Source organism: Comamonas sp. A23 (assembly GCF_004522605.1).
GTDB lineage: Bacteria > Pseudomonadota > Gammaproteobacteria > Burkholderiales > Burkholderiaceae_C > Comamonas > Comamonas thiooxydans.
The window spans coordinates 212,267-237,658 of record NZ_RSDT01000004.1; the positions used below are offsets into that span (position 1 = coordinate 212,267).

Consider the following 25,392-nt stretch of genomic DNA (forward strand, 5'->3'; position numbering starts at 1 on the left):
GGCCTGCAGGCTCAAGCCTCACACCAGGGCCGCCTCCATGCCTGCGCGGCGCAATTGCTCCAGCACCTCGCTCACATGGGCGTGGCCGCGTGTCTGCAGCACGAACTCGATCTCCACATTCTGCGCGGCCAGCATGGTGAAGGCACGCTGGTGATGGACTTCCTCGATATTCGCGCCAGCTCCGGCCACCGTGGCCGTGATCTGGGCCAGCACGCCGGGTACGTCGCGCGCGCTGACACGCACACGCGCCAGACGACCGGAGCGCACCATGCCGCGCTCGATGATGGCAGCCAGCAGCATGGGGTCGATATTGCCGCCCGACAGCACCAGACCTATTTTCCGGCCCTTGAAGCGAGCGGGATAGCGCAGCAAGGCCGCCAGGCCCGCCGCCCCTGCGCCTTCGACCAAGGTCTTCTCGATCTCCAGCAGCATGAGCACGGCCTGCTCTATATCTCCTTCGTCCACCAGCAACAAATCGTCCACGCAGCGCTGCACCACCTCCTGGGTGATGATGCCTGGCTGGGTCACCGCAATGCCCTCGGCGATCGTCGAAGTCCCCATGGGAAGATCTGTGTGGCGCAGCGCATTGACCATGGAGGGAAAGCGCTGCGTCTGCACGCCCACGATCTCCATCTCGGGCTTGATGGCCTTGGCTGCCGTGGCAATGCCCGCAATCAGACCGCCGCCGCCAATGGCAATGATCAGCGCATCCAGATCGGGCTGTGCCTGCAGGATTTCCAGCGCCAGCGTGCCCTGGCCCGCAGCAATCGCCTCGTCGTCATAGGGGTGGACAAAGGTCAGTTGCTGCTCCTGCGCCAGCTGATAGGCATGGGCTCGCGCCTCGGCCAATGTGTCGCCATGCAGCACCACCTCGGCACCGAAGCCGCGCGTGCGCTCCACCTTCACACCGGGAGTGAAGCGCGGCATGACGATGACGGCACGCAGACCCAGCCTTTGAGCGTGATAGGCCACGCCCTGGGCATGGTTGCCCGCACTCATGGCGACCACGCCGCGTGCGCGCTCGGCATCGCTGAGCATGAGCAGCTTGTTCAGCGCGCCACGCTCCTTGAAGGATGCAGTGAACTGCAGGTTCTCGAACTTGAGATAGACCTGCGCCCCCGTGATCTGCGAGAGCGTGCGTGATTCCACAAAAGGGGTTTGAAGGACGGCGCCATTCAGGCGCGCAGCGGCGGCTTGGATATCTGCAAAGGTCAGCATGGTGGATCCATTTTGCAAGCAGCTCATCACCCCGCGCCAGTGCTGGGTTTGCGAATCAAAGCCATCCAGCTCGGTTGCTCAGTAATTGCTAGCTAATTGCCCTTTCCTAGCAAGGTAATAGCCGCCAAAACACTTCAAATCCGGCGCCGTTCTGCGAACTGTGAGCACCTAAGGATTTCCCTTGGTTTCAGCGAAACATGCAACATAGTGCCTAAATCGACGTGCTTTTTTTCGATGAATCTGCATAATTGTGCTAACACCGAGTCAGTAACTGCACTATCTTTCATCTCAGCAGGAGCCGAGCATGCAGCAGCAAACCAACGTCGATTACCGCACCGAGCCCAGCCAGTACCGGCACTGGTCGTTTGAAGTGGATGGCAATATCGCCCGGCTCAAGCTGGACATTGCCGAGGACGGCGGCATACGCCCCGGCTACAAGCTCAAGCTCAACAGCTATGACCTGGGCGTGGATGTGGAGCTGCACGATGCGCTCAACCGCATCCGCTTCGAGCACCCGCAGGTGCGCTCCGTGATCGTCACCAGCGGCAAGGAGCGCATCTTCTGCTCAGGTGCGAACATCTTCATGCTCGGTGTCTCGTCCCACGCCTGGAAGGTGAACTTCTGCAAGTTCACCAACGAGACGCGCAACGGCATGGAGGACAGCTCCCGACACGACGGACTCAAGTTCGTTGCCGCCGTCAACGGCGCCTGCGCGGGCGGCGGCTACGAGCTGGCTCTGGCCTGCGATGACATCGTGCTGATCGATGACCGCTCCTCCTCGGTATCGCTGCCCGAGGTTCCGCTGCTGGGCGTTCTGCCCGGCACCGGCGGGCTGACGCGCGTGACCGACAAGCGCCATGTGCGCCACGACCTGGCCGACATCTTCTGCACCAGCGTGGAAGGCGTGCGCGGCCAGCGCGCCGTGGACTGGCGACTGGTGGACGCGATTGCCAAGCCCGCGCAGTTTGCCGAGGTGGTGCAACAACGTGCCACGGCGCTGGGCGAAAGCAGCGCGCGCCCGGCGTCCGCCCAGGGCATACAGCTGGCCAGACTGCAGCGCGAGGAAAGCCCGGACGGCCTGCACTATCGCCATGTCAGCGTGCAGATCGATCGCAGCAAGCGCAGCGCCACCATCACGGTCAAGGCCCCCCGTGGCGAACAGCCCGCCAGCCTTGAAGCCATAGAAGGCGCAGGCGCCGCCTGGTGGCCACTGGCCATGGGCCGCGAGCTCGACGACGCCATCCTGCATCTGCGCACCAACGAGCTCGATGTGGGAACCTGGATTCTCAAGACCGAGGGCGATGCACGCGCCGTGCTGGCGGCGGGCCAGACCCTGGTGACGTACCACGATCACTGGCTGGTGCAGCAAACCACAGGCCTGCTGCGCCGTACCTTTGCACGCCTCGATGTGTCGTCGCGCTCGCTGTTCGCCTTGATCGAGCCCGGCTCCTGCTTCGCCGGCATGCTGGCCGAGCTGGTCTTCTGCGCCGACCGCGCCTACATGCTGGTGCTGCCCGACGAGCCCGAGCGCGAGCCCGTGATCGAGCTCGATGAATTCAACTTCGGCCTGCTGCCGCTGGTCAACGATCAAAGCCGTCTGCAGCGTCGCTTCTATGAGGAGTCTGAGCCCCTGGAAGCCGCGCGCGCTGCCGTGGGCAAGCCGCTCAACGGCGATGCGGCGCAGCAGCTCGGACTGGTCACCGCCGCGCTTGACGATATCGACTGGGAAGACGAGATCCGCATCGCCATGGAAGAGCGCGCCGCCATGTCGCCCGATGCGCTCACGGGTCTGGAAGCGAACCTGCGGTTTGCCAGCCAGGAAAACATGGTCACACGCATCTTCGGACGCCTGTCCGCCTGGCAGAACTGGATCTTCAACCGCCCCAACGCGGTCGGAGAAAAAGGGGCTTTGAAGCTCTACGGCACCGGACAGAAAGCCGGCTTCGATTTCAACCGGGTATGAGCCATCTGCCCCGGGCCGGCAACGGTCCTGGCTCGGCATTAGACGGTTGGGCAGCGCCAGTTTCACAGCGAATACACGGCTTCATGAATCGGCAAAACATCACAGGAGACACCCCATGAGCAGCATCGACTACAGCCAGAAGATTCCCAACAACGTGGACCTCAGCGGCGACCGCACACTGCAGCGCGCCCTGGAGAGCTGGCAGCCCAATTTCATCCGGTGGTGGGACGATGTGGGCCCCGAAGGATCGACCAACCACGAGGTCTATCTGCGCACCGCGGTGAGCGTGGATCCGCAGGGCTGGGCGCAGTTCGGCTACGTCAAGATGCGCGACTATCGCTGGGGCATTTTCCTGAACCCGGCGGATCAGGAACGCAGCATTCATTTTGGCGATCACAAGGGCGAGAAAGCCTGGCAGGACGTACCCGGCGAGCACCGCGCCAACCTGCGCCGCATCATCGTCACGCAAGGCGATACCGAGCCCGCATCGGTGGAGCAGCAGCGCCACCTGGGCCTGACCGCGCCGTCCATGTACGACCTGCGCAATCTGTTCCAGGTCAATGTGGAAGAAGGCCGCCATCTCTGGGCCATGGTCTACCTGCTGCACAAGCATTTCGGACGCGATGGACGCGAGGAGGCCGAGGCTCTGCTGGAGCGCCAGAGCGGCGATGAAAACAACCCGCGCATTCTGGGCGCCTTCAATGAAAAAACGCCGGACTGGCTGGCGTTCTTCATGTTCACCTACTTCACCGACAGAGACGGAAAATTCCAGCTCGCAGCACTGGCCGAGTCCGCGTTCGATCCGCTGGCGCGCACCACCAAATTCATGCTGACCGAAGAGGCGCACCACATGTTTGTCGGCGAGTCCGGCGTCTCGCGCGTGCTGGCCCGCACCTGCCAGGTCATGAACGAGCTCAAGACCGACGATGTGAACAAGCTGCGCAACGCGGGCGTCATCGATCTGCCCACGATCCAGCGCTATCTGAACTTCCACTACAGCGTGACCATCGACCTGTTTGGCGCCGACCAGTCGAGCAATGCGGCCACCTTCTACAGCTCGGGCCTCAAGGGCCGTTACGAAGAGGGAAAGCGCGAGGACGACCACAGACTGCACGACCAGAACTACAAGGTGCTGGAAGTGGTGGACGGCAAGTTGCAGGAGAAGGAAGTGCCCATGCTCAACGCCTTGAACGAGGTGCTGCGCGACGACTACATCAAGGACAGCAATGCCGGTGTGGGCCGCTGGAACAAGGTGATGGAAAAGGCCGGAATCGACTTCCGCCTGACGGTGCCGCACAAGGCCTTCAACCGGCAGATCGGCGCGCTGGCAGGCGTGCGCATCAGCCCCGACGGCCGTCCCGTGAGCGAGCAGGAATGGTTGGCCAGGAAGAACGAGTGGCTGGCCAGCGACGACGACCGCAGCTTTGTCGCATCGCTGATGAAGCCATGCCTGGAGCCCGGCAAGTTCGCCGGCTGGATTGCCCCACCGGTCATGGGTATCAATCGCCAGCCCGTGGACTTCGAGTATGTGAAATTTTGATCCCCCCTGAGCGGCTGAGCCGCTTCCCCCAAGGGGGACGACATCCTCGCGGCGGGGCGGCCCTTGCTCGATGTCACTGAGTTGGGTTGCCACGGTTTGGAGAACGAAATGAGCACCATCACGCTGATTGAAAACGGCATCCTGAAGCAGCATCTGATCGACCCGGAAATCTGCATTCGCTGCAATACCTGCGAGGCGACCTGCCCCGTGGACGCCATCACGCATGACGACAACAACTATGTGGTCATGGCGGACAAGTGCAACGGCTGCATGGACTGCATCTCGCCCTGCCCCACCGGCTCCATCGACAACTGGCGACTGGTATCGGCAAGCAAGCCCTACAGCGTGGCCGAGCAGCTGGGCTGGGAGAGCCTGCCCGAAGAGCTTTCTGCCGATGCACTGACCGCCGCGCAGACGGCCGAGAATGCCGGCGATGTGCAGGATCTGAGCCAGGCCCAGGCCGTGATCGCAGCCGCTGCCGGTCTGGCCGAAAGCGGCGCTGCGCAAGTCTTTCGCGCAGCCAGTTATGGCGCCACCACGCCGCCCTGGTCTGCCGCCCATGCCTACACCAATCTGCATGGTCCCAAGGCTGCGGTGACGGCCACGGTGGTGGGCAATCTGAACTGCACGGAAGCCGGCTTCGACAACGAGACCCACCACATCGTGCTGGACTTCGGTGCCATGCCTTTCCCGGTGCTCGAAGGTCAGTCGCTGGGCATTGTCCCGCCCGGTTTGGATGCCGGCGGCAAGCCCCATGTGGCGCGCCAGTACTCGATTGCCAGTGCCCGCAATGGCGAGCGCCCCGGCTACAACAATCTGGCATTGACCGTGAAACGCGTGGTCGAGGATCACCAGGGCCAGCCCGTGCGCGGCGTGGCCAGCAACTATCTCTGCGATCTGCAGGTGGGTGACAAGGTGCAGGTCATAGGCCCGTTCGGCAGCAGTTTTCTCATGCCCAATCACCCGCGCTCGCACATCGTGATGATCTGCACCGGCACGGGCAGCGCGCCCATGCGCGCCATGACGGAATGGCGCCGCCGCCTGCGCAAGAGCGGCAAGTTCGACAGCGGGAAACTGCTGCTGTTCTTCGGTGCGCGCACGCCTCAGGAGCTGCCCTATTTCGGCCCCCTGCAAAACCTGCCCAAGGATTTCATCGACATCAACTTCGCCTTCTCGCGCGTGGCCGGCCAGCCCAGGCGCTATGTGCAGGACGCCATGCGCGAGCGCTCGGCCGATCTCATGGAGTTGCTGCGCGACGACAACACGCACATCTATGTCTGCGGCCTCAAAAGCATGGAGGACGGCGTCGTGCTGGCCCTGCGTGACGTGGCCCAGCAAGCAGGCCTGGGCTGGGAGGAACTGGGCGCCAGACTCAAGCGCGAAGGACGTCTGCACCTGGAAACCTATTGAGGCCTCGAGCCCCGCGAATCCTGTGGACGGAAAACAGGATTCGCGCATCAACGCTGCGGCTGCATGTCATGCCCTTGACAGCGCAGCCCCTGCCAGCGCCCTACAGTGCAACGACCATAACCCACGAAAGACATGGCATGAATGCACGGGCGAACTTTCTGCGCATGCAAGACAGCACGCGTGAAGACTGGCAGTTGATCGGCGGCGAATTTGCACAGTTCAGCCAGGGCCTGCCCGAGCGGGTGATGGCCCATCTGAAGCTGCTGGAAGGCGACTATGGCGGCTTTCCGGTGGACCGCTACACCCACTCGCTGCAAACCGCCACGCGCGCGCTGCGCGACGGCCGTGACGAAGAGTATGTGGTGTGCGCGCTGCTGCACGACATTGGCGATACCCTGGGGTCCTTCAACCACCCCGACATTGCCGCAGCGATCCTCCAGCCCTTTGTGAGCGAGGCCAATCACTGGATGGTCAAGCATCACGGCATCTTCCAGGGCCATTACTTCTTCCATCACATCGGCCTGGACAGGGACATGCGCGAGCAGTTCCGGGAACATCCGCACTACCAGCGCACGGCCGAGTTCTGCGAACTCTATGACAATCCGGCCTTCGATCCCCGGGCCGAGACCTTGCCCCTGAGTGAATTCGAGCCCATGCTGCGCCGCCTGATGCAGCGGCCCCGGCAAAGCATCTACAAGGCCGCCATGGACTCGGAGATGCGGGACGCCCGGAAGTCCTAGCACGTGCCGGCAAACCACCATTAAAAGATGAGCTGACACCGTACACCCATCAACAGATCTGGCCGTGATTCGATACCTATCTGTTGTACAGCAAGCGATTGCAGCTCATCTTTTTACAGGGCTCTGGCCCTCCCTCGCCGCTAATGTGCGTAGGCGTCCTGCGCCAGCGCGCAGGCCAGTATCCAGGCCGGGTCCACCAGCTCGGCGCCACGGGCCTGCGATGCCTGCGGCAGGGCCAGCGGAATCTCGGTGCAGCCCATGATCACGGGCACGGCGCCATGGCGCTGCAGCAGCGGTGCAAGCGCCTCGCCGAAGCATTGCACGGCCAGCGGCATGTCGCCTTGTTTCACGCCCTCGTATATGCCTTGCATGAGCCGGGCTCGCCCCGCCTGTCCGGGGCGCAGCGCGGCAATGCCGCAATCGGCCAGCGCTGCGTCGTAGAGCCCGCTGTCATAGGTGCCGTCCGTGGCCAGCACCAGGGCTTGGCGCGCGCCGCCTGCCTTCAGGTACAGCGCCGTCTGCTGCGCGATGTGCAGCACGCGCAGCTGCGGGAAAAGCGCCTGTATCTGCCCATGCCAGGCATGGGCCGTGTTGCAGGCCAGGGCCACGCTGCGCACGCCCAGGGCCGCGAGCCGGCCCGCGCCCTGCAGCAGATGCGCAGCCGGGCCCTCAGGTGACTGCGGATCGCGGCGCAGCGCCTGTGTGCGATCGGGCATGGGCAGTTGCACCAGCCAGTGCTCGGGATAGGCCTGGTCATGCACGGGCAGGCCCTGGTCCTGCAGGTGCCGGGTGCAGGCCTGCACGAACAGGCGCACGAAATCCGCGCCCGCTGCAGGCCCCATGCCGCCGAGAATGCCGACCGCCTGCATCTCAGAACGCCGGCTTGTCGCCGCGCTCCTGCAGGTTGCGCTGCAGCTGCTCGCTCATGGGCAGACCCAGTGCCGCGTTCTTGGGCGGAATGGGCTGCATGAACCATCTGTCGTAGAGCCTGGCGAAGGCGCCAGACTTCATCATGTCGCCGATCACGCCATCCACCAGCTGCTTGAACTGCGGGTCGTCCTTGCGCAGCATGCAGGCATAGGGCTCGACCTGCAGCGCATCGGCCACGACGTGGAAATCCCTGGGATTCTTGGCGTTGGCGATCAGGCCGTAGAGCAGGATGTCGTCCATGCCGAAGGCCGCGGCGCGGTCGTTCTCGACCAGCAGAAAGCCGTCGGCATGGTCCTTGGCCATGACGATGTTCATGCCCCAGCCCTGCTCGGCATTGGCCTTGCGCAGCACCTGCAGATTGGTGGTGCCGGTGGTGATGGCCGCCGTCTTGCCCTTGAGATCTGCATAGCTCTGGATGCCCGAGCTCTTCTTCACCAGCAGCCGCGTACCGGTGTAGAAGTGGTTGATGGCAAAGCCCACCTCCTTGGCCCGCACCGTGTTGTTGGTGGTCGATCCGCACTCCAGGTCTATGGTGCCGTTGGCCAGCAGCGGCATGCGGTTTTGCGAGGTCACGGCCTGCCAGCGCACCTCCAGCGCGGGCAGGTTCAACTGCTTCTTCACAGCTTCGGCCACCGTCTGCGAAAGCTCCACGGTCATGCCTATGGGCTTGCCGTTGTCCAGGTAGCTGAAGGGCACGGAGGACTCGCGGTAGGCCAGCGTGATGCGCCCGCTGTCGCGCACCTTGGCCAGGGTATCGGCATGGACAGCGCCCAGAAAACCCAGGCCCAGTGCCGCACAAAGCACGGTGGAGTGAAGTTGCATGCGGTGTCTCCTCTTCGGTGGTGGATGTGCCGCCAGTGTAGAAAGCGCGCCAGGCTCCGGAGGATGACAATATCGGGCTGATCCATGCCCCTGGTTTATGGGTGGCAGCGCAGGCACTGCCATGCTCCGGGTAAACACCGCAACCGAGGGCCGCCCGGCCGCACGCATACATCGACATCGCGCGGGCAGACCATAACCTGGGTGCATACCCTGCATGCCAAATGCCATGGCTGCGCAGCCCCGTACGGGCCTACAGTGCGGCAGCATGGAGAAACGATCAATGCATGTCTGCATCGTGGGCGCCGGCATCGTCGGCCTGGCCACTGCCTATGCGCTGCAGCGCGCGGGCTGCCGCGTCACTGTCCTGGAGCGCGGGCCCGGCCCTGCAGCGGGCGCCAGCGGCGGCAACGGCGCGCAGCTCAGCTATTCCTACGTGCAGCCGCTGGCCGATCCCGGCATCTGGAAGATGCTGCCGCAGCTGCTGCTGGAAAAGGACTCGCCGCTGGCCCTGCGCCTGCGCGCCGACCCCGCCCAATGGGCCTGGGGACTGCGCTTTCTGGGCGCCTGCAATGCACGCGCCTCCATGGCCGGCACGCAGGCGCTGCTGAGGCTGGCCGCTGAAAGCCGGCAGGCCTTCGAGAGCCTGCAAGCGCAGGAGTCCCTGAGCTGCGCATTGCACACGCCGGGCAAGCTGGTGCTGTACCACACGCAGCAGGGCCTGGATGCCGCGGCCCGGCAGGTGGCCCTGCAATCGCGCCTTGGCGGCGCCAGCCAGCAGGTGGTGGATGCCACCGCCACCGTGCGCCTGGAGCCCGCGCTGGCCGGCTACGCGGGCCGCATGGCAGGCGCCGTTCACACCCCCAGTGAAAGCGCTGCCGACTGCCGCCAGCTGTGCGAGCAGTTGGCGGCGCTGCTGGCCGCGCGCGGCGCCGAGCTACGCTACGACACCGAGGTGCTGGGCTTCGAGCGCCAGGGCGACGCCGTCACCGGCCTGCGCACCGCCGCAGGCCTGCTTCAGGCCGAGCACTACGTGCTGGCCAGCGGCTGGGAAAGCCCGGCCCACGCGCGCCAGCTGGGCCTGCGCATTCCCGTCTATCCGCTCAAGGGCTACAGCATCACCGTGGACATAGCATCCGACCACAACCAGGCCGCGCCGCGCGTGAGCGTGACCGACACCGCGCGCAAGGTGGTGTTCGCACGCCTGGGCGAGCGCCTGCGCGTGGCCGGCATGGTGGAGATCATCGGCCGCGACACACGCATCGATCCGGCCCGCATCGACAGCCTGCGCCGCTCCACACAGCAGGTCTTTGCCCAGCTGCCGCTGCAGGGCTCGCTGCATCCCTGGAGCGGCATGCGCCCGGCCACGCCCACAGGCCTGCCCATCACCGGCCGCCAGCGCGGCGGCCCGCGCAATCTGTGGCTGCAGACCGGGCATGGCGCGCTGGGCCTGACGCTGGCTTTCGGCTCGGCACAGCGGCTGGTCGCGCAGATGCACGCTGCCTGAGCGCGGGCCTGCTCAGGACTCTCTCAGAAGCTCCTGCAGGGCCTTGCGCATTTCCTGGGTCATGGCGCGCGCCAGCACCGAGCCCGGGCGCTGGGGCAGGCTCAGCGCGTTCACTCCCACGGTGATGCGCGGCAGCAGCGGCACCACATGCACTCGGCGCCGGTCGGCCGCCAGGGCCGTGCAGCCGTCCATGATGGCCGCGCCCAGCCCGTATTCGGCCATGGACAGCGCCGCATGATAGGTCTGCACCGTCACCACGGGCGACAGCCCCACGCCATGCTCGCGGCAGGCCTGGCCCAGACGCATGCCCAGCGGGTCGCGCGCATCGAGCGCGACCACAGGCAGATCGGCCAGGTCCTTGAGCTCCATGCCTTCGGCGCGCACGCGCGAAGGCGGAAGCAGTCCCTTGGGCAAGACGCAGAACATGTCCACTTCGGCCAGCAGCTCGTGCTCCAGCGCGGGCTGACCCACGGAGCTGATCACAAAGCCCACATCGGCCTCCTGCAGCAGCAGGGCCGACACCACCTGCGGCGTGTGCAGCGCCTGCACGTGCACCTGGACCTGCGGATGGCGACGCCTGAAGCCCGCCACGGCGCGCGGCAACACCTCGCGGCTGAGCGCAAATACCGTCAGCACATTGAGCCGGTCGGCCGACTGGCCATGACGCAGATTGGCGGCCAGGCGCTGCACCTCGTCGAGCTGCTCGAACAGCTTCTCGATATGCGGAAACAGGGCCAGCGCTTCATTGGTCGGCGTCAGCCGCCCCCGCGCGCGCTGGAACAGCGCAAAGCCCATCTGCAACTCGGCATGCTGCAGCGTGCGGCTGACTGCGGGCTGGGTGACGTTGATGAGGCGCGCGGCCGCGCTGACGCTGCCGGTCTGCATCACGGCATTGAAGACTTCGATATGTCGCAGACGCATGCCCGGCCTCCTGCCACCGCCTCACTCGGACTGGGCGCGCGCCAGGCGTTCGCTCTTCCAGTACACATCGTCGCCGCCGTCGAGGCGGTTGAGCACGCGGGCCAGCACAAACAGCAGATCGGACAAGCGATTCAGATACTGGCGCGGCGCGGCTCGCATGGCCTCGGCCTGCTCCAGCGCCACCACCTGGCGCTCGGCACGGCGCGCCACGGTGCGGCATACATGGGCCTGCGCGGCAGCACGCGTGCCGGCCGGCAGGATGAACTCCTGCAGGCGCGGCAACTCTGCGTTGTAGTGGGCCAGTGCGTTGTCGAGCTGCAGCAGCGCATCGTCCTTGAGCAGCTCATAGCCCGGCATGGACAGCTCGCCGCCCAGGTTGAACAGCTGATGCTGGATGTCGATCAACAGGTCGCGCACCTCCTGGGGCATTGGCTCGCACAGCAGCAGGCCGATATGCGAGTTCAGTTCATCCACATCCCCCATGGCATGCGGGCGACCGCTGTTCTTGGAAACGCGGGTGTTGTCTCCGAGGCCGGTGGTTCCGTCATCTCCGGTGCGGGTGGCGATTTGCGTGAGGCGGTTGCCCATGGGTCATCCCTTGTCAAAGCTGCGAGTTTTCAGGGCCGGCGCGGCCCTCAGATACTGCCGCCATTGTGCGTTACAGCCCGCAGGCAAATGTAGTCTGAGGCAACAGCAGGCAAAAGTGCTGGCCCTTTGCCGCCTCACAGGGTGCAATGCACTCCTGTTATCGCATAGAGAAGGAATGCCATTCATGAACAAGAAGAATCTGCTCAATTGCAAGGTCTCGTCATTCGAAGTCGTCAGCGTGGTGCTGTTTTCTGCGCTCACCCTGGGCGGGGGCATGGCTTTTGCGCAAACCGGCGGCGGCAACGCCGGCAACAACAAGGAGCCTGCGCGCATCGTGCAGTCGGGTTCCGCCACCGGCGTGCAGCAGGCGCCGACTGCAAAAAACAGCGTGCAAGCGGCCTTCGAGCGTGCCGACGCCAATCGCGACGGTCAGCTCAGTGCGCAGGAAGCACGCCAGCTGCCTGTCATCTCCCAGCGCTTTGAAGAGATCGACAGCGACCGCAACGGCCAGCTGTCACGCGCCGAATTCGACAAGGGTGCTCAGCAGTACTGAGGCCTTGCCGCGGCGCTTTCCTGATCACGCCGCAGCGCCGAGTTCCTCCTGCGGCAAGGCAAACTCGGCCCCGGCATAGTCCAGGTGAATCTCGAACTCGCGGCGCAGCAGGCGCTGCGCCCAGTCTTCGACCAGGCTGCGCTGCGCAGCACTCACCCGCCCCCCCATTTCCAGCCGCACCAGGCTCGGCTCCTCGAGGCCAAAGGCACGATAGCCACCCAGCGGCAGCAGACCCCGGGCATGGTCCTCGACAGCGCGAAACAAGGCTTCGCCGGAATCGCAGATCGCCGAGGCCACAAACACCTCGGGGTCACGTTCCACCCAGTTCAGCACATTGCCGATCTGCGCCACGCCATGCGCCCGGCAGGCCTGCGTGACGCCGGGGCGGCCGCCATCCAGCATGGCAAACACAATGTCCAGGCCCGTCTGCTCGATCATTGCCGAGACACAGGTCCGGGCCCAGCCTGGGCGATGCTGGTGACCGCAGAACTGGGTGACGAGTTGCCCCTCAAAACCGGCGTGCCTGAGACCGTCCGCATAGGCCGCGCGGCCACGCAGACCCGGCGGCACCTTCTCGCCTGAGAAATGCCCCACCTTGCCCGTCTTGCTCCACTGGCTGGCCAGCACGCCGGCGAGGAATGCCGATTGCTCCTGCAGCACCTCGTAACGTGCCACATTGGCTGCCGCCCAGCTGCCTTGCGTGACCGCAAAGGCCTGCTCGGGCCAGAGCTCGGCCAGGATCTGCACCGGACCGTCACCCTGACCGCCATGCGCAAGAATCAGCGCATAGCGGCCGCCGCACAATGCGGACATTTCGGCGGCGCGCTGCTGCGCCGACTGGCCGGCCACCCAGAGCACATCGACCTCGTGGCCGGCATCTCTTGCCTTGTGGGCTCCGCGCAGTCCCGACTCGTTGAAACTGCCCTGCCCTTCGGGGCCAAACAGCACCACGGCATAGCGTGGCTTACGGGGTGAATACAGTTTCTCGCTGCTCATCGTTGTCTCTTCTGCTTAAAGTTTTGCACCTGTCTTTTTCGCGATATCTCCCCAGGCCAGATGCTGGTCCGCAATCAGCTGGGTGAAGGCCTTGGATTCCATATCCCGGGTCACGAATCCCTGGGCTTGCAGCGTCTGTGCAAACTCGGGACGCGCGCTGATCTGTCGCACCGCGCTGGCGATTCTTTCGGCCAGCGCCCTGGGCAAGCCGGCGGGAGCCGAAATGCCGACGAAGTTTTCGGAGACCAGCTGCGCCAGCCCCAGCTCGGCCACGCTGGGCACCGCCGGTGCCTGGGCTACGCGGCGTGGCGATGTCAGTGCCAGCAGCTTGAGCCGGCCCTGCTTGTGCAGCGCGATGTTCTGCGGCAGCGCATCGATGGCCAGCTTGATATGGCCGCTGAGCAGATCCGCACGCATGGGGCCGGCGCCGCGGTAAGGCACATGCTCCATGGACAGCTTGAGCGTCTGCGCAAACTGCTCGCCCACCAGATGCCCCACCGAGGCAGCGCCGCCGCTGCCAAAGGCCACGGGGGCAGGCTGCTCCTTGATCCAGCTCACCAGCTCGCTCAGGCTGTTGGCGGGCACCGAGGGATGCACGGCAAACACCGTAGGCACGGCGCCGATATAGGCCAGGTGTTCGAAGCTGCGCAAGGGGTCGTAACCAGGGCTTTGCAGCAGCGATGGTGCTATCGACAGCGCCGCCGAATTCGATACCAGCAGCGTGTAGCCGTCGTTGGCGCTGTGCGCCACGATCTGCGCGCCAATCGACGAGCCCGCGCCGGGCTTGTTGTCTATGACCACGCTCTGGCCCAGCTTCTCGGCCAGCGCGGGAGCCAGCACCCGCGCCACGATATCGCTGGAGCCGCCGGGCGGAAAGGTCACGACCAGTTTGATGGGCCGCGCCGGCCAGGCCTGGGTCTGCGCCGCACGCACATGCCATGCCGCGCCCAGCATGCCTGCGGCCGACACCCCGGCCAGCCCTTGTATGAATGATCTGCGACCCGTATCGCGCATAGCTCCGCCCTCCGAACTGCTTTTGGTTTGAAGCGAGCTCTGCAGCGCACGCCATGAGGCTTGCCAATATAGGCACACCCGGCACAAACCCTAAACACTGATTTCTCATTAGCTAGGGCGGAACTTATCTATGTGCCCGCGCCAGACGGCTGCGCCACGACGAAACCGCGATCTCTGCCAGCTCCAATGGGCATGCGCCATGCGTAGCGATCGCGACCTTGAGCGGCATGGCCTAGTACCCAATACGTACACGCCCGGACCGGGCCAGGTGGTATTCTTTTTCTCCTCTGGAGACCCCGATGAACGCACCTGTTGCCCATACCTCGCTGCAGCCCGATTTCGTGCAGCGCCCCATCCCCGAAGAATTTCTGCAGGCTCTGCAAACACGTTTCGGCGGCCAGTGCTCCACGGCCTTGGCCGTGCGCGAGCAGCATGGCCGCGACGAAGGCGCGATTTCCGCGCCCCCTCCGGCAGCCGTGGTGTTTGCCGAATCCACCCAGGACGTACAGGATGCCGTCAAGCTCTGCGACCAGTACGGCGTGCCCGTGATTGCCTATGGCGCCGGATCCTCGCTGGAAGGCCATCTGCTGGCCGTGCAAGGCGGCATCACCATCGACGTCAGCCGCATGAGTCGCGTGCTCTCGGTCAACACCGAAGACCTGACCATCACCGTGCAACCCGGCATCACGCGCAAGGCGTTGAACGAGGCCATCAAGGACACCGGCTTCTTCTTTCCCATCGACCCCGGTGCCGACGCTTCGATTGGCGGCATGACCTCGACCCGCGCCAGCGGCACCAATGCCGTGCGCTACGGCACCATGCGCGAGAACGTGCTGGCCCTGGAAGTAGTGACAGCCAGCGGCGAAGTGGTGCGCACAGGCAACCGCGCCAAGAAGAGCGCCGCCGGCTACGACCTGACCCGCCTGCTGGTGGGCAGCGAAGGCACGCTGGGCATCTTCACCGAGATCACGCTGCGCATCTATCCGCTGCCCGAAGCGGTCAGCGCAGCCATCTGCTCTTTTGCCAGCATCGAGAGCGCCGTGCACACGGTGATCCAGACCATCCAGATGGGCATTCCCATCGCTCGCGTGGAACTGGTCGATGTGAATTCGGTGCGCATGGTCAATGCCTACAGCAAGCTGTCCCTGCGTGAAGAGCCCATGCTGCTGATGGAGTTCCACGGCTCGCCCACGGGCGTGAAGGAACAGGCCGAGATGGTTCAGGACATTGCCCATGAATTCGGCGGCAATGCCTTTGAATGGGCAGAGCGCCCCGAAGACCGTACCCGCTTGTTCACCGCGCGCCACAACGCCTATTTCGCAGCCGTCTCCAGCGTGCCCGGCTGCCGCTGCATCACCACCGATGCCTGTGTGCCCATCAGCCGCCTGGCCGATGCGCTGCTGGAATGCGTGACCGAGGCCGATGCCAGTGGCATCCCCTACTTCCTGGTCGGCCACGTGGGCGACGGCAACTTCCACTTCGGCTACCTGATCGACCCCGACAACGAAGCCCAGCGCCAGCAGGCCGAGCAGCTCAACCACACGCTGGTGGCACGCGCGATCGCGCTGGGCGGCACCTGCACGGGCGAGCACGGCATCGGCATCCACAAGCAGGGCTTTTTGCTCGAAGAGGCGGGAGCCGGTGCGGTGCAGATGATGCGCGCCATCAAGCAGGCTCTTGACCCCAAGAATATCCTGAACCCGGGCAAGATCTTTCAGCTGCAGTAAGCAGCGCTCGCGGCACTTGCTGAAGACGCACAAACCATGAAAAAAGGGCCTGCAGTTGCAGGCCCTTTCTGTTCTCGGATCGGCGCTTTACTTGCCGACCTTGAGCTGACCGCCACGACCCAGGCCGCCCTTGACTTCCTGTGCCTTGTAGTTGCGCAGCGAGATCACCATATTGTTGTAGGCATCCATGAAGGCAGCGACCGTGGCCTTGCCTTCGGGTGAGCGCGAGAAGCCGCCCAGACCGCCGCCCACGCCACCGCCGAACGCGCCCATGGCTGCGCCGAAGTTGGTGGCTGTGGAGTTGCCTTCGGAGATGGAGATCTGCACGCCAGAACGGATGTCGAACATGCTCAGCGTCACCACCGAAGCCTTGCTCTGCATGGCACCGCCGATCAGCGTACCCACATTGCCGAACAGACCGCCCACGCCCGCAGCCAGCTGACCGGTTGCATCGTTGTCGATGATGATGGAAGGCTCCATGTAGTAGTCGGCTGCCACGCGCTGTCCCTTTTGCTGCTTGGAGCCGGCGCGGAATTCACCGGAGTTGCGCTGCTTGTCGGTGATCGCCGACATCTTGCTTTCGGTGCGGTTGTTGCCGATGGAGGTGATCACAAAGCAGTTGGACTGCTGCACGGCCAGACGGATCAGGGGCTCGATGGTCGTGATCTTGGTGGCGGCGCCAAAGCTGGCATACCATTCCTTGCCGCGACCGTCGTCCACGGCCAGCGTACCCAGAGGAGCATCGCAACGCTCGAGCGTAGAGTTCGCATTCACGCTGGTTGCGCCGCCCGCCGCGCCAGTGGCAGCCGTGGGAGCCGTACCCGTGGAAATGGTGCCGCCGCCGGGGGTCACGCAACCGCCCAGTGCCAGGGCCGATGCGATGGCTGCCAGACGCAGCGTTGTCTTCTTGGACATAGTGTGATGCTTTCAAAAAAATAGAAAATGCTGCAGCGCTCACAGCGCCTCAGCGGTAATACCAACCCGACGAGCCCCACACCATGTAGTAGGGCGCGCCCACATACCAGCCATTCCAGGACTTGCGCTCATCCTCGATGGCCTGATAGCGTGCATGAGCATTCTGTTTGGCGGCTTGCGCCTGGGGCAGCAGGCGCTTGGCTTCCTTGAAGCCCTTGGCGGCAGCACGCGACAGCCAGGCCTCGGCTTCGGCGGGGTCCGGGCCCATTTCTTCAAAGCCCAGCAGATACAGACGGCCCAATGCAAACTGGGCCTGACCGTTACCGGCATCGCCGGCCTTGCGCATCCACTCGATGGCCTGATAGCTGTTGCGCTCCACGCCATCGCCGCGCAGATAGCGCAGCCCCAGGTCATAGGCTGCGCGAGGATCGGCCTCGGCTTTTTGCACCAGTGCCGCCAGGCGGCGCTCTGCCTCGGGATTGACGGGCTCGCCACGGAAAGTCGCGACATTGCGCGGCAGCTCGGAACAGTTATTGCCTTCGCACAGGCGCACGGTGGGCGAAGCAGGTGCCAACTGCTCCTGCGGTGTCTGTACCGCGCATGCTGTCAATGCAAGAGCCGCCAATGAAAAGGTGGGGGCGAGCAGGCGCATGGATGTCTCCTCTGAATTCTCAGCCGCTGAAAGCCGAAAAGTATACATAAGCAAAAATCAGTAATTTTTACGACGAGTTGACAACACGCATACCCCACCAAAGAGGGGTATCACGCACAAAATGCAAAACTCCGACAAGGCCTTGTCTGCATTGCGGTGTCCTGGAGCCTGTGATTGACGGATACATTTCAAAACTCATGACAAAAAAATGGCTTGCCTCGACCTGGCCTCTGCCTGCATTGCTCGTCTGGTTGCTCGCCTGGGTGATCTTTGCGGGTCTGGCGCGCCTGCTGCCCTGGTGGCTGGCCTTGCTGGTCGCCGGCAGCTTCAGCACGGCGGCCAGTCTCTGCGGGCCCAACTGGTGGCGCAGGCTCATCATTGCGGCCGGGTTTCCGCTGTCGTTTCTGGTGCTCAGCGCCAGCCAGTTGCCCGCCTGGGGCTGGCTGCTGCCTCTGGCCTTGCTGCTGCTGATCTACCCGCTCAATGCCTGGCGTGATGCCCCCGTCTTTCCAACGCCGTCCAATGCGCTCAAAGGACTGGCAGAGGTCGTGCAGTTGCCGGGGCAGGCGCTGGTGCTGGATGCCGGCTGCGGCATGGGCGATGGCTTGCGCGCACTGCGCAGTGCGCTGCCGCAGGCCCGCCTCAATGGTCTGGAATGGAGCTGGCCACTGGCGATTGCCAGCGCCCTGCGCTGCCCCTGGGCACGCGTGCGGCGTGGCGATATCTGGCTGGCCGACTGGAGCGGCTATCAGCTGGTCTATCTGTTCCAGCGGCCCGAAAGCATGGGCCGCGCCGCTGTCAAGGCTGCCACCGAGATGCAGCCCGGCAGCTGGCTGGTGAGCCTGGATTTCCAACTGCCTGGTGTGGAAGCGACGGCATGCCTGCAAGGCAATAGCCGCCACAAGGTATGGATCTACGCCATGCCGCTGGATGGCGCAGAACGCAGCTGAGGCGCTTTATTTGGCTCCGCCGCTGGCCTTGCTCACGTAGAGAGAAACGGCAGCGATATCGGCTTCGCTCATTGTGGCCTTGAAGGAGGGCATGGAGCCGATGCCGTCCTTCAGAGCACGTGCCACGCGGGCCGCATCGGGCTGCAACTCGTCCAGCACCGGGCCTATGGCACCTTCCGCACCAGCGTCCTTGAGGGTATGGCACACCGCGCAGGCAGGGACTGCAGCAGTGGTGAACAGCTCTTTGCCGCGCGCCATCTGGGCAGCCTGATCGGCGTGGGCAGCAGTACCCGCCAGGACGGTCAGCAAGAGGGCGGCGAGGGTGGGTTTTGTCTTCATCATTGTTCTTGGTGAAATGCGATACATCGGGGTTTTGATACCCATCGCCCGGCGCCCCTTCTTCGGCACCCGGCATGGGTAGCGAGTGCGGCGCTCAGGCCACGGTGACAGTGACGGCGTGGTCGGCCCAACTGGTGTTGTTGTAGCCGCTCTGGTTTTCACCACGCGTTTCGGGCTGCACATTGCCCTTGACGTCGGTAGCGCGGCTGGCCAGGGTGTAGGTACCCTTGGGCAGCTGTGCCTGCAGCACGAACTGGCGCCAGGCATACTTGCCCATATCGGGGCCAATCAGGCGCGCCTGCTTCCAGGTCTTGCCGCCGTCGATGGAGACTTCCACCCCCTTGACGGCGTTCATGCCGCCGAAGGCCACGCCCTGAATCTGCACCAGGCCGGAGGCCTGGTTGCCGTCTTCGGGGATGGGGCTGTTGATCCAGGACTTGACGCTCATTTCCTGCACCGAAGGCTGGCTGGGGTCGCCCTTGCTGCCGGGGGGCGAGATGCGGTAGCCGTGCGACATGATGTGCGCTTCGCTTTCCTTGACGGTAAAGGCCAGCTGCTTGATGTACTTGATGTTGTTCACGCCGGTGTAGCCGGGCACGATCAGGCGCAGCGGGCCGCCATGGGCCAGAGGCACGGGCTCGCCGTTCATCTCCCAGGCAAGCAGCGCGTCCTCCATGGCCGACAGAGGCACGGAACGCTCCACCAGCACGCTCTTGGGGTCCAGTCCTGCGGGCAGCACCTCTCCGCCCGTTCCCGTCATGTAGACCATGCCGTCGGCCACGCCGCCCAGGGCCTTGACCACCTCGCGCACTGGCACGCCGCTCCAGACCACGCAGCCTGCAGCGCCTACGGTCCATTGCGTACCGCTGGGCTTGGTGGGGAAGAAGGCGCGGCCATTGCCAGAGCATTGCAGCACCATGGTCACAGTTTCCAGGCCCAGCTTCTTGAGCTCGCCAACGGTCAGCTTGGCGGGCTTCTTCACGCCATCAATCTGCACCGCCCATGCATCGCGATCGGCCACGATGGACTCGGAAGGCGTGGGCAGGTTGTTGCGCACATAGAGCTGGTTGGTGGGCGTGACCACGCTGGAGCCAAACGCGCTGCGCTTAGTCTCGATGGTGGTGGAGCTGTGCACGATCACGGCATCGGCATTCTTGAAGCCGGCATAGCCTGGTAGAGGCTTGGCTGCGGGTGCAGCCGCCTGGGCCATGGCCTGGCTCTGGAAGCTTGCCAGACCGGCTGCAGCCAGCGCGCTGGCGCTACCGGCGAGCAGGCGACGACGCGGCAGGGATGTGGGTTGTTGCATGGTGTCTCCTTGGTAATTGTGGTGAATGCTCAGCGCGAAAAATCCGGTTCAGCCATCGGCTTTCTCAGGGGCCCCAAGAGCGCGTGATGCCACGGCCAGAGCCTGTTTCTTCTGTGCGATCAGCACCAGCGGGCGGCCTTCGCGCGAGCGCACCACCTGCCAGTAGCTGTTGGCCCACCAGCCCTGGCCGTCGGCAATCCGTTGGGGCTGCTCGAAGGCCAGCACGGTAACGATGCCGCCTTTTTCAAAGAAAGTGGTCAGGTGATAGGCGCGACTGCCGTCGATGTCGCAGGGCCGCATGAGCTGGGTATAACCAGGCAGCTTCTGGTCGACAGGCCAGTCCATATGCCTGGCAATCTCGGCCTCCGGGATGAACTGACCACGCAGCGTGCGCTCGTAATACTCATGCTCGATGGCCGAGCGCACCATCTGCGGCGGGCGCAGGCTCAGCACGCTGCCCGCAGCGACGCTGCCGACGATCACTGCGGCACACAGTGCATGCAGGCCACGACGGGCATGCCATGGCGTGTGGCGCAGCAAATGGGTCGGCGGCTCGCCGGGCTCGAAAGCCAGCGCCAGCTCGGCACGGGCACGCAGGTCGAAATCGGTGTCTTCGGGGCGGTCTTGGTGTTTCATGGTGCGCGCTTTCTCAGCGGTATCACGCCGGCAGCTGCGGAAGATTCGGTGGTGGCCCCGGCGGGACGGCGCGCAGGCTCCTGCAGTGCCGTCTTGAGCGCTTCACGTGCCCGCGCCAGGCGAGAGAGCACGGTGCCTGGTGCAATATCCAGCGCCTCGGCCATCTGGGCCGTGGGCATGTCGTCAAAGTAGTAAAGCACCAGCACTTCACGATGGATGGGGGCAATGCGGCTCAGCGCCTTGACCACGTCCAGCTGCGCATCGAGTGCGTCGTGGTGATTCACGCCCTGCTCACAGGCTTCATCCAGAGACTCGGTCTGCGATTGCACAGGATCGAAGTGCCTGAAGGCATGACGGCGCATGATCTGGAACAGCCAGGCCCTGGCCATGCTCTGGTCGCGCAGCTGGTGGCGAAAGCGCCAGGCGCTGGTGAAGCAATCCTGCACCACATCCTCGGCTGTGGCGCGCGAGCCCGTCAGCGCCCAGGCGCTGCGCAGCAAAAAGCGGTAATGCTCGCGCACCCACTGGTTGTAGCGCGACTCGGCAGAGAAGATCATGGTGATAAAGAGCGCAGGCCTGCTGCTTTCATTCCATGCCGCTGCAAATATTTTCTGGAGCCACCCGGAAAATAGAGATAAGGCTTGCAGCCCTTTTCAATCAATCGCTGGTGGCCATGACTTTGGTGTGCATGCCAAAGAACTGCGCAGGCGGCATGCCCACCGTGCGGCGCACCATGGCGCTGAAAGCGCTGGGACTGTAGTCCAGCTCGGCCGCAATGCGCTGAATCGGCCAGTTGCGCGCTGCCAGGCTGACGGCATGGGCCAGCACCACCTGCTGGCGCCACTGGGTAAAACTGCATTCCAGTTGCTGGCGAAACAGTCGCGCCACCGTGCGCGGACTGGCCCCGGTATCGCGCGCCCAGTCCTCCAGCGTTTCGTTGCGCGTGGGATCGGCCAGCACGGCCTCGCAGAGCTGGCGCAAGCGCTTGTCCTGGGGCAGGTTCACGCCCAGCTGCACGGCACTGGCACGGCGCAGCTCGTCGAGCAGCAGCTGGCTCAGATGGTGCTCGCGTGCCCTGTCCTGCTCGCACAGCTGCTGGCTGTCATCGGGCAGCGTGGGCAGCTCGTGCACCACGGCGCGCAGCAGATCCGAGGCATTGAGCACCCGGCACTGGCGCCAGGCCGCCTCTTCGCCGGGGGCCACATCGGGGCCGCAACGCCCCTGGGTCTGATAGAAGTACAAGGTGCGCAGATCGGCGCTTTCCACCATGGTCATGGCATGCTCCATGCCCGGCGGCACCCACAGCACGCGCGAGGGCGGCACGATATAGGTGCCCTGCGCTACCGTCAGGCGTATGGTGCCCGTGGTGGAGATGGCCAGCTGCCCCCAGGGATGACGGTGCGGCTTGACCTGGGTGTCGGCCTCCAGCCAGCGACATTTGGCCCGCACCGGACGCTGTGCCGTGGGTATGTAGAGATGGGGTGTCAGCGTCTCCACATAGGCGCTGGCCTTGCCTGCGCGCAGGGGCTCGGGGTCGTGGAGGCTGGACATGATGGTTGGCTGGCTTGCGATAGCAATTGGCAGACTATCGCATACAAGACGCGAGCAGTCTGCCTAAGATGCGACATATGAACCGCCCTGCCTCCACAACACCTCAAAACCAGGCGCCAGAGACACTGCGCAGTGACGCGCGCACCATCAGCCTCATCGGTCTGGCCCATGGCTCGTCGCATTTCTTCCATCTGCTGCTGCCGCCGTTGTTTCCCTGGCTGATCAAGGACTTCGGCTACAGCTATGCCGAGCTCAGCGTCATGGTCTCGCTGTTCTTCATTGTTTCCGGCACCGGCCAGGCACTGGCCGGCTTTGCGGTGGACCGCTTTGGCGCACGCCCGATTCTGTTTGCCGCCCTCGGCAGCTTTGTGGTGGCAGGCCTGATTGCCAGCACGGCCCAAGGCTACAGCATGCTGCTGGCAGCCTCCTTTTTTGCGGGCCTGGGCAATGCGCCCTTCCACCCCGTGGACTTCACCATCCTCAACAAGCGCGTGTCGCAGCAGCGCATAGGCCATGCGTTCTCGGTGCATGGCCTGTCCGGCAACCTAGGCTGGGCGCTGGCGCCGCTGTTCATGGCGGGCATCACCACGGCCACGGGCTCCTGGCGCCTGGCCTGCCTGGGCGGAGCCCTCTGCGCAGCCGTGGTGCTGGCCATCATGGTCTTCAACCGCGACGCGCTCGATGATCGCGCCGAATCCGCCGGAGCTGCCGCCAAGCCCGCTGCCGGAGCCATTGCCGCACCTCAGGAACACCCCATGGCCTTCATGAAGCTGCCATCGGTGTGGCTGTGCTTTTCCTTCTTTTTCTGGAGCACCTGCGCGCTCAGTGCCATCCAGAGCTTTGCCAGCCCGGCCCTGCAATCCATGTACGGCCTGCCGCTTTCCGTGACGGCGCTGATCGTCACCGGCTATATGCTGTGCGGCGCTGCCGGCATGGTCGTGGGCGGCTTTCTGGTCGGCCGCGTGCAGCGGCTGGAGAAGGTGATCTCCATCTGCATGCTGGGCTCGGGCCTGTTGCTGTTTGTCGTCGGAACGGGCTGGCTGCCCGGCATGGCGGCGGTGGTCGTGGCCTCAGTCGCCGGTCTGGGCACGGGCTTGGCCGGCCCCTCGCGCGACATGCTGATCAAGCGCGCAGCGCCCCCCGGCGCCACGGGCCGCGTCTACGGCACGGTGTATTCGGGCCTGGATCTGGGCTTCTGCCTGGCGGCGCCGGTCTTCGGATACATGCTGGACCACCAGATGAGCAACGCCGTGTTCTACGGCTCGGCGATTGCGCTTGTACTGTCTGTGGTCTCGGCCGTCATCGTCGGCGACGGAGTGAGCAAAAAGACCAAATCCCATCTGGCGGCGGCCTGAGCAAACGGCGCAACCCACCAAGCCCTGCCCGCGCAAGCTGCAGGGCTTTTTTGTCGGCGCGAGAGATCAAGTTACCCTGGTATTTATCCCTAGGCCGGCAGCCCGGAGGCCGCAAACACGGCTGCTAAGCTGAATTCCCTCAGCGGCGCATCACGCCGCTTTCCTGCCGCGGCCCTATCCGGGAGCGGCCCGCCCCCCAAGGAGAATTTCTATGCGTTGGAACACGCCCTCTGCCCCTTTGCTGCGCGCCCTACCCCTGGCCCTGGTGCTGGCCTTCGGCTCTGCCCAGGCTGCCCCTCAGGCCGAATGGCTGGAGCATGCGAAAAAGGAGCAGCAGCCCTATCTGGATACGCTGCGTGATCTGGTGCACATCGAGTCCGGCAGCAAGGATGTGGCGGGCGTGAAGAAGATCGCCGAGTACATCGCCGGCAAGCTGCGCGCGCAGGGCGGCAAGGTCGAGGTGATCGAGCCCAGCGACATCTACCGCCTCGATGACACGCCCGAGAAAGTCGGCCCCATGGTGCATGCCGAATTCAAGGGCAAGGGCAGCAGCCGCATCATGCTGATTGCGCATATGGACACCGTCTATCTGCCCGGCATGATCAAGGACCAGCCCTTTCGCATCGACGGCGACAAGGCCTATGGCCTGGGCATTGCCGACGACAAGCAGGGCGTGGCCCTGATCATGCATATCGTGCCCCTGCTCAAGAAGCTGGGCATCGAGGACTACGGTACGCTCACGGTGCTGATCAACGGAGACGAGGAAATCAGCTCGCCCGGAGCACGCAGCACCATCACCCGACTGGGGGCCGAGCAGGACGCTGTGTTCAGCTTTGAAGGCGGCGGCACCGACGGCAGCCTGCGCCTGGCCACCAGCGGCATCGGCGCCGCCTACCTCAAGGTCACGGGCAAGGCATCTCATGCGGGCGCCAAGCCCGAAGACGGCGTGAATGCGCTGTACGAGCTCTCGCATCAGTTGCTGCAGATGAAGGATCTGTCCCAGCCCCAGGACGGCCTCAAGCTCAACTGGACGGTGTCGAAGGCCGGCACCAACCGCAATGTGGTTCCCGCCGAAGCCACGGCCCAGGCCGATGCCCGCGCACTGCGCGTGGCCGACTTCACGGCGCTGGAAAAAGCCATGCAGGACAAGATCGGCAACAAGCTGCTCCCCGCCAGCAAGGTGGAGCTGAAATTCGAAGTGCGCCGCCCGCCGCTGGAGGCCAATGCCACGGCACGCAAGCTGGCCGCCCATGCCCAGGGCATTTATGAGCAGGAGCTGAAGCTGCCCATGAAGGTCATGGACAAGGCCACGGGTGGCGGCACAGATGCGGCTTTCGCGGCCCTCAAGGCCAAGGGCGGCGTGATCGAGGGCTTCGGCCTGTCGGGCTATGGCGCGCATTCCAACGATGCCGAATACGTGCAGATCAACACCATCGCACCGCGCCTGTATCTGGCCGCCCGCATGATCCAGGACCTGTCGCGCGGCCAGATCAAGTAAGCGCTTTTGATAGCTGCTTGCGCCTGATCTGCTTCGGTTTACGTAAAGAAGCGATCTGAAAATCAACAGGAGCTTGCGCTGCAAGCTCCTTTTTTATTTCCAGCTACTTACGCGAACAGGAAGACACAGCCGTCATTTTCATCGAGAGCACACCATGCCTGATCTGAATTGGCGTAATCCGTATTTCCAGGGTTCTGTCGCCTAGCCAACAGACCGCTGACGCACGAGTCTCTACATTCATCGAATCAACGATGAAGGAGAGCC

Annotated in this window: 24 protein-coding genes; 10 read left to right on the forward strand and 14 right to left on the reverse strand. The window is 64.4% G+C overall.

The features are described 5' to 3' along the window. Positions 1-18: 18 nt before the first annotated feature. The gene (locus EIC84_RS12300; protein WP_003065229.1) at positions 19-1,218 is read right to left on the reverse strand and encodes a threonine ammonia-lyase; all 1,200 of its coding nucleotides are present in this window, start codon (positions 1,216-1,218) and stop codon (positions 19-21) included. Between the two features lie 304 nt (positions 1,219-1,522). Here EIC84_RS12300 and boxC point away from each other — a divergent pair, with 304 nt between their 5' ends. The 4 genes from boxC to EIC84_RS12320 all read left to right on the forward strand — a co-directional run bounded on the left by boxC (position 1,523) and on the right by EIC84_RS12320 (position 6,871). Then, complete coding sequence (gene boxC, locus EIC84_RS12305; protein WP_003065231.1) at positions 1,523-3,181, forward strand: 2,3-epoxybenzoyl-CoA dihydrolase; 1,659 nt, start codon at positions 1,523-1,525, stop codon at positions 3,179-3,181. 115 nt (positions 3,182-3,296) lie between these two features. Then, positions 3,297-4,721, forward strand: a complete 1,425-nt coding sequence (gene boxB, locus EIC84_RS12310) for a benzoyl-CoA 2,3-epoxidase subunit BoxB (RefSeq protein ID WP_003065233.1) — start codon at positions 3,297-3,299, stop codon at positions 4,719-4,721. A 108-nt stretch (positions 4,722-4,829) separates the two neighbouring features. Continuing rightward, positions 4,830-6,131 carry a benzoyl-CoA 2,3-epoxidase subunit BoxA gene (gene boxA, locus EIC84_RS12315; protein ID WP_003065235.1) on the forward strand — a complete coding sequence of 434 codons (1,302 nt, stop codon included), beginning with the start codon at positions 4,830-4,832 and terminating at the stop codon, positions 6,129-6,131. A gap of 137 nt (positions 6,132-6,268) precedes the next feature. Beyond that, positions 6,269-6,871: an HD domain-containing protein gene (locus EIC84_RS12320; RefSeq protein WP_003065237.1), complete on the forward strand. Its 603-nt coding sequence runs from the start codon at positions 6,269-6,271 to the stop codon at positions 6,869-6,871. Positions 6,872-7,011: 140 nt separating this feature from the next. Here EIC84_RS12320 and EIC84_RS12325 read toward each other — a convergent pair whose 3' ends face one another. Then, positions 7,012-7,740 carry an aspartate/glutamate racemase family protein gene (locus EIC84_RS12325; protein ID WP_003065239.1) on the reverse strand — a complete coding sequence of 243 codons (729 nt, stop codon included), beginning with the start codon at positions 7,738-7,740 and terminating at the stop codon, positions 7,012-7,014. Position 7,741: 1 nt separating this feature from the next. Beyond that, the gene (locus EIC84_RS12330; RefSeq protein ID WP_003065241.1) at positions 7,742-8,623 is read right to left on the reverse strand and encodes an amino acid ABC transporter substrate-binding protein; all 882 of its coding nucleotides are present in this window, start codon (positions 8,621-8,623) and stop codon (positions 7,742-7,744) included. Between the two features lie 280 nt (positions 8,624-8,903). Here EIC84_RS12330 and EIC84_RS12335 point away from each other — a divergent pair, with 280 nt between their 5' ends. Beyond that, the gene (locus EIC84_RS12335) at positions 8,904-10,127 is read left to right on the forward strand and encodes a D-amino acid dehydrogenase (protein WP_003065243.1); all 1,224 of its coding nucleotides are present in this window, start codon (positions 8,904-8,906) and stop codon (positions 10,125-10,127) included. Between the two features lie 12 nt (positions 10,128-10,139). Here the strand turns inward: EIC84_RS12335 and EIC84_RS12340 are convergent, their stop codons facing one another. Together EIC84_RS12340 and EIC84_RS12345 are read right to left on the reverse strand one after the other, a co-directional pair. Then, positions 10,140-11,048 carry a LysR substrate-binding domain-containing protein gene (locus tag EIC84_RS12340; RefSeq protein WP_003065245.1) on the reverse strand — a complete coding sequence of 303 codons (909 nt, stop codon included), beginning with the start codon at positions 11,046-11,048 and terminating at the stop codon, positions 10,140-10,142. 21 nt (positions 11,049-11,069) lie between these two features. Then, positions 11,070-11,636: a cob(I)yrinic acid a,c-diamide adenosyltransferase gene (locus EIC84_RS12345; protein ID WP_003065247.1), complete on the reverse strand. Its 567-nt coding sequence runs from the start codon at positions 11,634-11,636 to the stop codon at positions 11,070-11,072. Positions 11,637-11,820: 184 nt separating this feature from the next. Between EIC84_RS12345 and EIC84_RS12350 the strand changes: the two genes are divergently transcribed. After that, positions 11,821-12,189 (forward strand): EF-hand domain-containing protein, encoded by a 369-nt coding sequence (locus EIC84_RS12350; RefSeq protein WP_003065249.1) that lies wholly within the window; start codon positions 11,821-11,823, stop codon positions 12,187-12,189. A gap of 24 nt (positions 12,190-12,213) precedes the next feature. Here EIC84_RS12350 and EIC84_RS12355 read toward each other — a convergent pair whose 3' ends face one another. Both EIC84_RS12355 and EIC84_RS12360 read right to left on the reverse strand, forming a co-directional pair. Then, on the reverse strand, positions 12,214-13,185 hold the full coding sequence (locus EIC84_RS12355; RefSeq protein ID WP_003065251.1) for a BMP family protein: 972 nt from the start codon (positions 13,183-13,185) through the stop codon (positions 12,214-12,216). Positions 13,186-13,200: 15 nt separating this feature from the next. Further along, on the reverse strand, positions 13,201-14,199 hold the full coding sequence (locus EIC84_RS12360; protein ID WP_003065253.1) for a tripartite tricarboxylate transporter substrate binding protein: 999 nt from the start codon (positions 14,197-14,199) through the stop codon (positions 13,201-13,203). 299 nt (positions 14,200-14,498) lie between these two features. On the opposite strand from EIC84_RS12360, the gene EIC84_RS12365 reads away from it, so the two are divergent. Next, a complete protein-coding gene (locus tag EIC84_RS12365; protein ID WP_003065255.1) occupies positions 14,499-15,926 on the forward strand; it encodes an FAD-binding oxidoreductase in 1,428 nt (475 codons plus the stop codon). An 87-nt stretch (positions 15,927-16,013) separates the two neighbouring features. Here EIC84_RS12365 and EIC84_RS12370 read toward each other — a convergent pair whose 3' ends face one another. Further along, a complete protein-coding gene (locus tag EIC84_RS12370; protein WP_003065256.1) occupies positions 16,014-16,841 on the reverse strand; it encodes a hypothetical protein in 828 nt (275 codons plus the stop codon). A 49-nt stretch (positions 16,842-16,890) separates the two neighbouring features. Next, a complete protein-coding gene (locus EIC84_RS12375) occupies positions 16,891-17,493 on the reverse strand; it encodes a tetratricopeptide repeat protein (protein WP_003065258.1) in 603 nt (200 codons plus the stop codon). A gap of 197 nt (positions 17,494-17,690) precedes the next feature. On the opposite strand from EIC84_RS12375, the gene EIC84_RS12380 reads away from it, so the two are divergent. Continuing rightward, positions 17,691-18,443 carry a class I SAM-dependent methyltransferase gene (locus tag EIC84_RS12380; RefSeq protein WP_003065259.1) on the forward strand — a complete coding sequence of 251 codons (753 nt, stop codon included), beginning with the start codon at positions 17,691-17,693 and terminating at the stop codon, positions 18,441-18,443. 6 nt (positions 18,444-18,449) lie between these two features. Here the strand turns inward: EIC84_RS12380 and EIC84_RS12385 are convergent, their stop codons facing one another. The 5 genes from EIC84_RS12385 to EIC84_RS12405 all read right to left on the reverse strand — a co-directional run bounded on the left by EIC84_RS12385 (position 18,450) and on the right by EIC84_RS12405 (position 22,275). Next, positions 18,450-18,785 (reverse strand): cytochrome c, encoded by a 336-nt coding sequence (locus EIC84_RS12385; RefSeq protein ID WP_034362057.1) that lies wholly within the window; start codon positions 18,783-18,785, stop codon positions 18,450-18,452. Positions 18,786-18,876: 91 nt separating this feature from the next. After that, positions 18,877-20,088 carry a sulfite oxidase gene (locus EIC84_RS12390; protein ID WP_003065262.1) on the reverse strand — a complete coding sequence of 404 codons (1,212 nt, stop codon included), beginning with the start codon at positions 20,086-20,088 and terminating at the stop codon, positions 18,877-18,879. A gap of 48 nt (positions 20,089-20,136) precedes the next feature. Further along, entirely contained in the window at positions 20,137-20,724 is a 588-nt protein-coding gene (locus tag EIC84_RS12395) for a hypothetical protein (RefSeq protein WP_003065264.1), read from the reverse strand. Then, positions 20,721-21,281: an RNA polymerase sigma factor gene (locus tag EIC84_RS12400; RefSeq protein WP_003065266.1), complete on the reverse strand. Its 561-nt coding sequence runs from the start codon at positions 21,279-21,281 to the stop codon at positions 20,721-20,723. The genes EIC84_RS12395 and EIC84_RS12400 overlap by 4 nt, the downstream gene beginning before the upstream one ends. Positions 21,282-21,381: 100 nt before the next feature. Next, the gene (locus tag EIC84_RS12405; RefSeq protein ID WP_003065268.1) at positions 21,382-22,275 is read right to left on the reverse strand and encodes a helix-turn-helix domain-containing protein; all 894 of its coding nucleotides are present in this window, start codon (positions 22,273-22,275) and stop codon (positions 21,382-21,384) included. Between the two features lie 77 nt (positions 22,276-22,352). On the opposite strand from EIC84_RS12405, the gene EIC84_RS12410 reads away from it, so the two are divergent. Both EIC84_RS12410 and EIC84_RS12415 read left to right on the forward strand, forming a co-directional pair. After that, positions 22,353-23,630: an MFS transporter gene (locus tag EIC84_RS12410; protein WP_003065270.1), complete on the forward strand. Its 1,278-nt coding sequence runs from the start codon at positions 22,353-22,355 to the stop codon at positions 23,628-23,630. A 211-nt stretch (positions 23,631-23,841) separates the two neighbouring features. Further along, entirely contained in the window at positions 23,842-25,128 is a 1,287-nt protein-coding gene (locus EIC84_RS12415) for a M20/M25/M40 family metallo-hydrolase (RefSeq protein ID WP_003065272.1), read from the forward strand. Positions 25,129-25,392: the final 264 nt, after the last annotated feature.

Excerpts from the sequence above, each read along its gene's own strand:
- EIC84_RS12300 (WP_003065229.1), bottom strand. The coding sequence starts at position 1,218 with ATGCTGACCTTTGCAGATATCCAAGCCGCCGCTGCGCGCCTGAATGGC.
- boxC (WP_003065231.1), top strand. The coding sequence starts at position 1,523 with ATGCAGCAGCAAACCAACGTCGATTACCGCACCGAGCCCAGCCAGTAC.
- boxB (WP_003065233.1), top strand. The coding sequence starts at position 3,297 with ATGAGCAGCATCGACTACAGCCAGAAGATTCCCAACAACGTGGACCTC.
- boxA (WP_003065235.1), top strand. The coding sequence starts at position 4,830 with ATGAGCACCATCACGCTGATTGAAAACGGCATCCTGAAGCAGCATCTG.
- EIC84_RS12320 (WP_003065237.1), top strand. The coding sequence starts at position 6,269 with ATGAATGCACGGGCGAACTTTCTGCGCATGCAAGACAGCACGCGTGAA.
- EIC84_RS12325 (WP_003065239.1), bottom strand. The coding sequence starts at position 7,740 with ATGCAGGCGGTCGGCATTCTCGGCGGCATGGGGCCTGCAGCGGGCGCG.
- EIC84_RS12330 (WP_003065241.1), bottom strand. The coding sequence starts at position 8,623 with ATGCAACTTCACTCCACCGTGCTTTGTGCGGCACTGGGCCTGGGTTTT.
- EIC84_RS12335 (WP_003065243.1), top strand. The coding sequence starts at position 8,904 with ATGCATGTCTGCATCGTGGGCGCCGGCATCGTCGGCCTGGCCACTGCC.
- EIC84_RS12340 (WP_003065245.1), bottom strand. The coding sequence starts at position 11,048 with ATGCGTCTGCGACATATCGAAGTCTTCAATGCCGTGATGCAGACCGGC.
- EIC84_RS12345 (WP_003065247.1), bottom strand. The coding sequence starts at position 11,636 with ATGGGCAACCGCCTCACGCAAATCGCCACCCGCACCGGAGATGACGGA.
- EIC84_RS12350 (WP_003065249.1), top strand. The coding sequence starts at position 11,821 with ATGAACAAGAAGAATCTGCTCAATTGCAAGGTCTCGTCATTCGAAGTC.
- EIC84_RS12355 (WP_003065251.1), bottom strand. The coding sequence starts at position 13,185 with ATGAGCAGCGAGAAACTGTATTCACCCCGTAAGCCACGCTATGCCGTG.
- EIC84_RS12360 (WP_003065253.1), bottom strand. The coding sequence starts at position 14,199 with ATGCGCGATACGGGTCGCAGATCATTCATACAAGGGCTGGCCGGGGTG.
- EIC84_RS12365 (WP_003065255.1), top strand. The coding sequence starts at position 14,499 with ATGAACGCACCTGTTGCCCATACCTCGCTGCAGCCCGATTTCGTGCAG.
- EIC84_RS12370 (WP_003065256.1), bottom strand. The coding sequence starts at position 16,841 with ATGTCCAAGAAGACAACGCTGCGTCTGGCAGCCATCGCATCGGCCCTG.
- EIC84_RS12375 (WP_003065258.1), bottom strand. The coding sequence starts at position 17,493 with ATGCGCCTGCTCGCCCCCACCTTTTCATTGGCGGCTCTTGCATTGACA.
- EIC84_RS12380 (WP_003065259.1), top strand. The coding sequence starts at position 17,691 with ATGACAAAAAAATGGCTTGCCTCGACCTGGCCTCTGCCTGCATTGCTC.
- EIC84_RS12385 (WP_034362057.1), bottom strand. The coding sequence starts at position 18,785 with ATGATGAAGACAAAACCCACCCTCGCCGCCCTCTTGCTGACCGTCCTG.
- EIC84_RS12390 (WP_003065262.1), bottom strand. The coding sequence starts at position 20,088 with ATGCAACAACCCACATCCCTGCCGCGTCGTCGCCTGCTCGCCGGTAGC.
- EIC84_RS12395 (WP_003065264.1), bottom strand. The coding sequence starts at position 20,724 with ATGAAACACCAAGACCGCCCCGAAGACACCGATTTCGACCTGCGTGCC.
- EIC84_RS12400 (WP_003065266.1), bottom strand. The coding sequence starts at position 21,281 with ATGATCTTCTCTGCCGAGTCGCGCTACAACCAGTGGGTGCGCGAGCAT.
- EIC84_RS12405 (WP_003065268.1), bottom strand. The coding sequence starts at position 22,275 with ATGTCCAGCCTCCACGACCCCGAGCCCCTGCGCGCAGGCAAGGCCAGC.
- EIC84_RS12410 (WP_003065270.1), top strand. The coding sequence starts at position 22,353 with ATGAACCGCCCTGCCTCCACAACACCTCAAAACCAGGCGCCAGAGACA.
- EIC84_RS12415 (WP_003065272.1), top strand. The coding sequence starts at position 23,842 with ATGCGTTGGAACACGCCCTCTGCCCCTTTGCTGCGCGCCCTACCCCTG.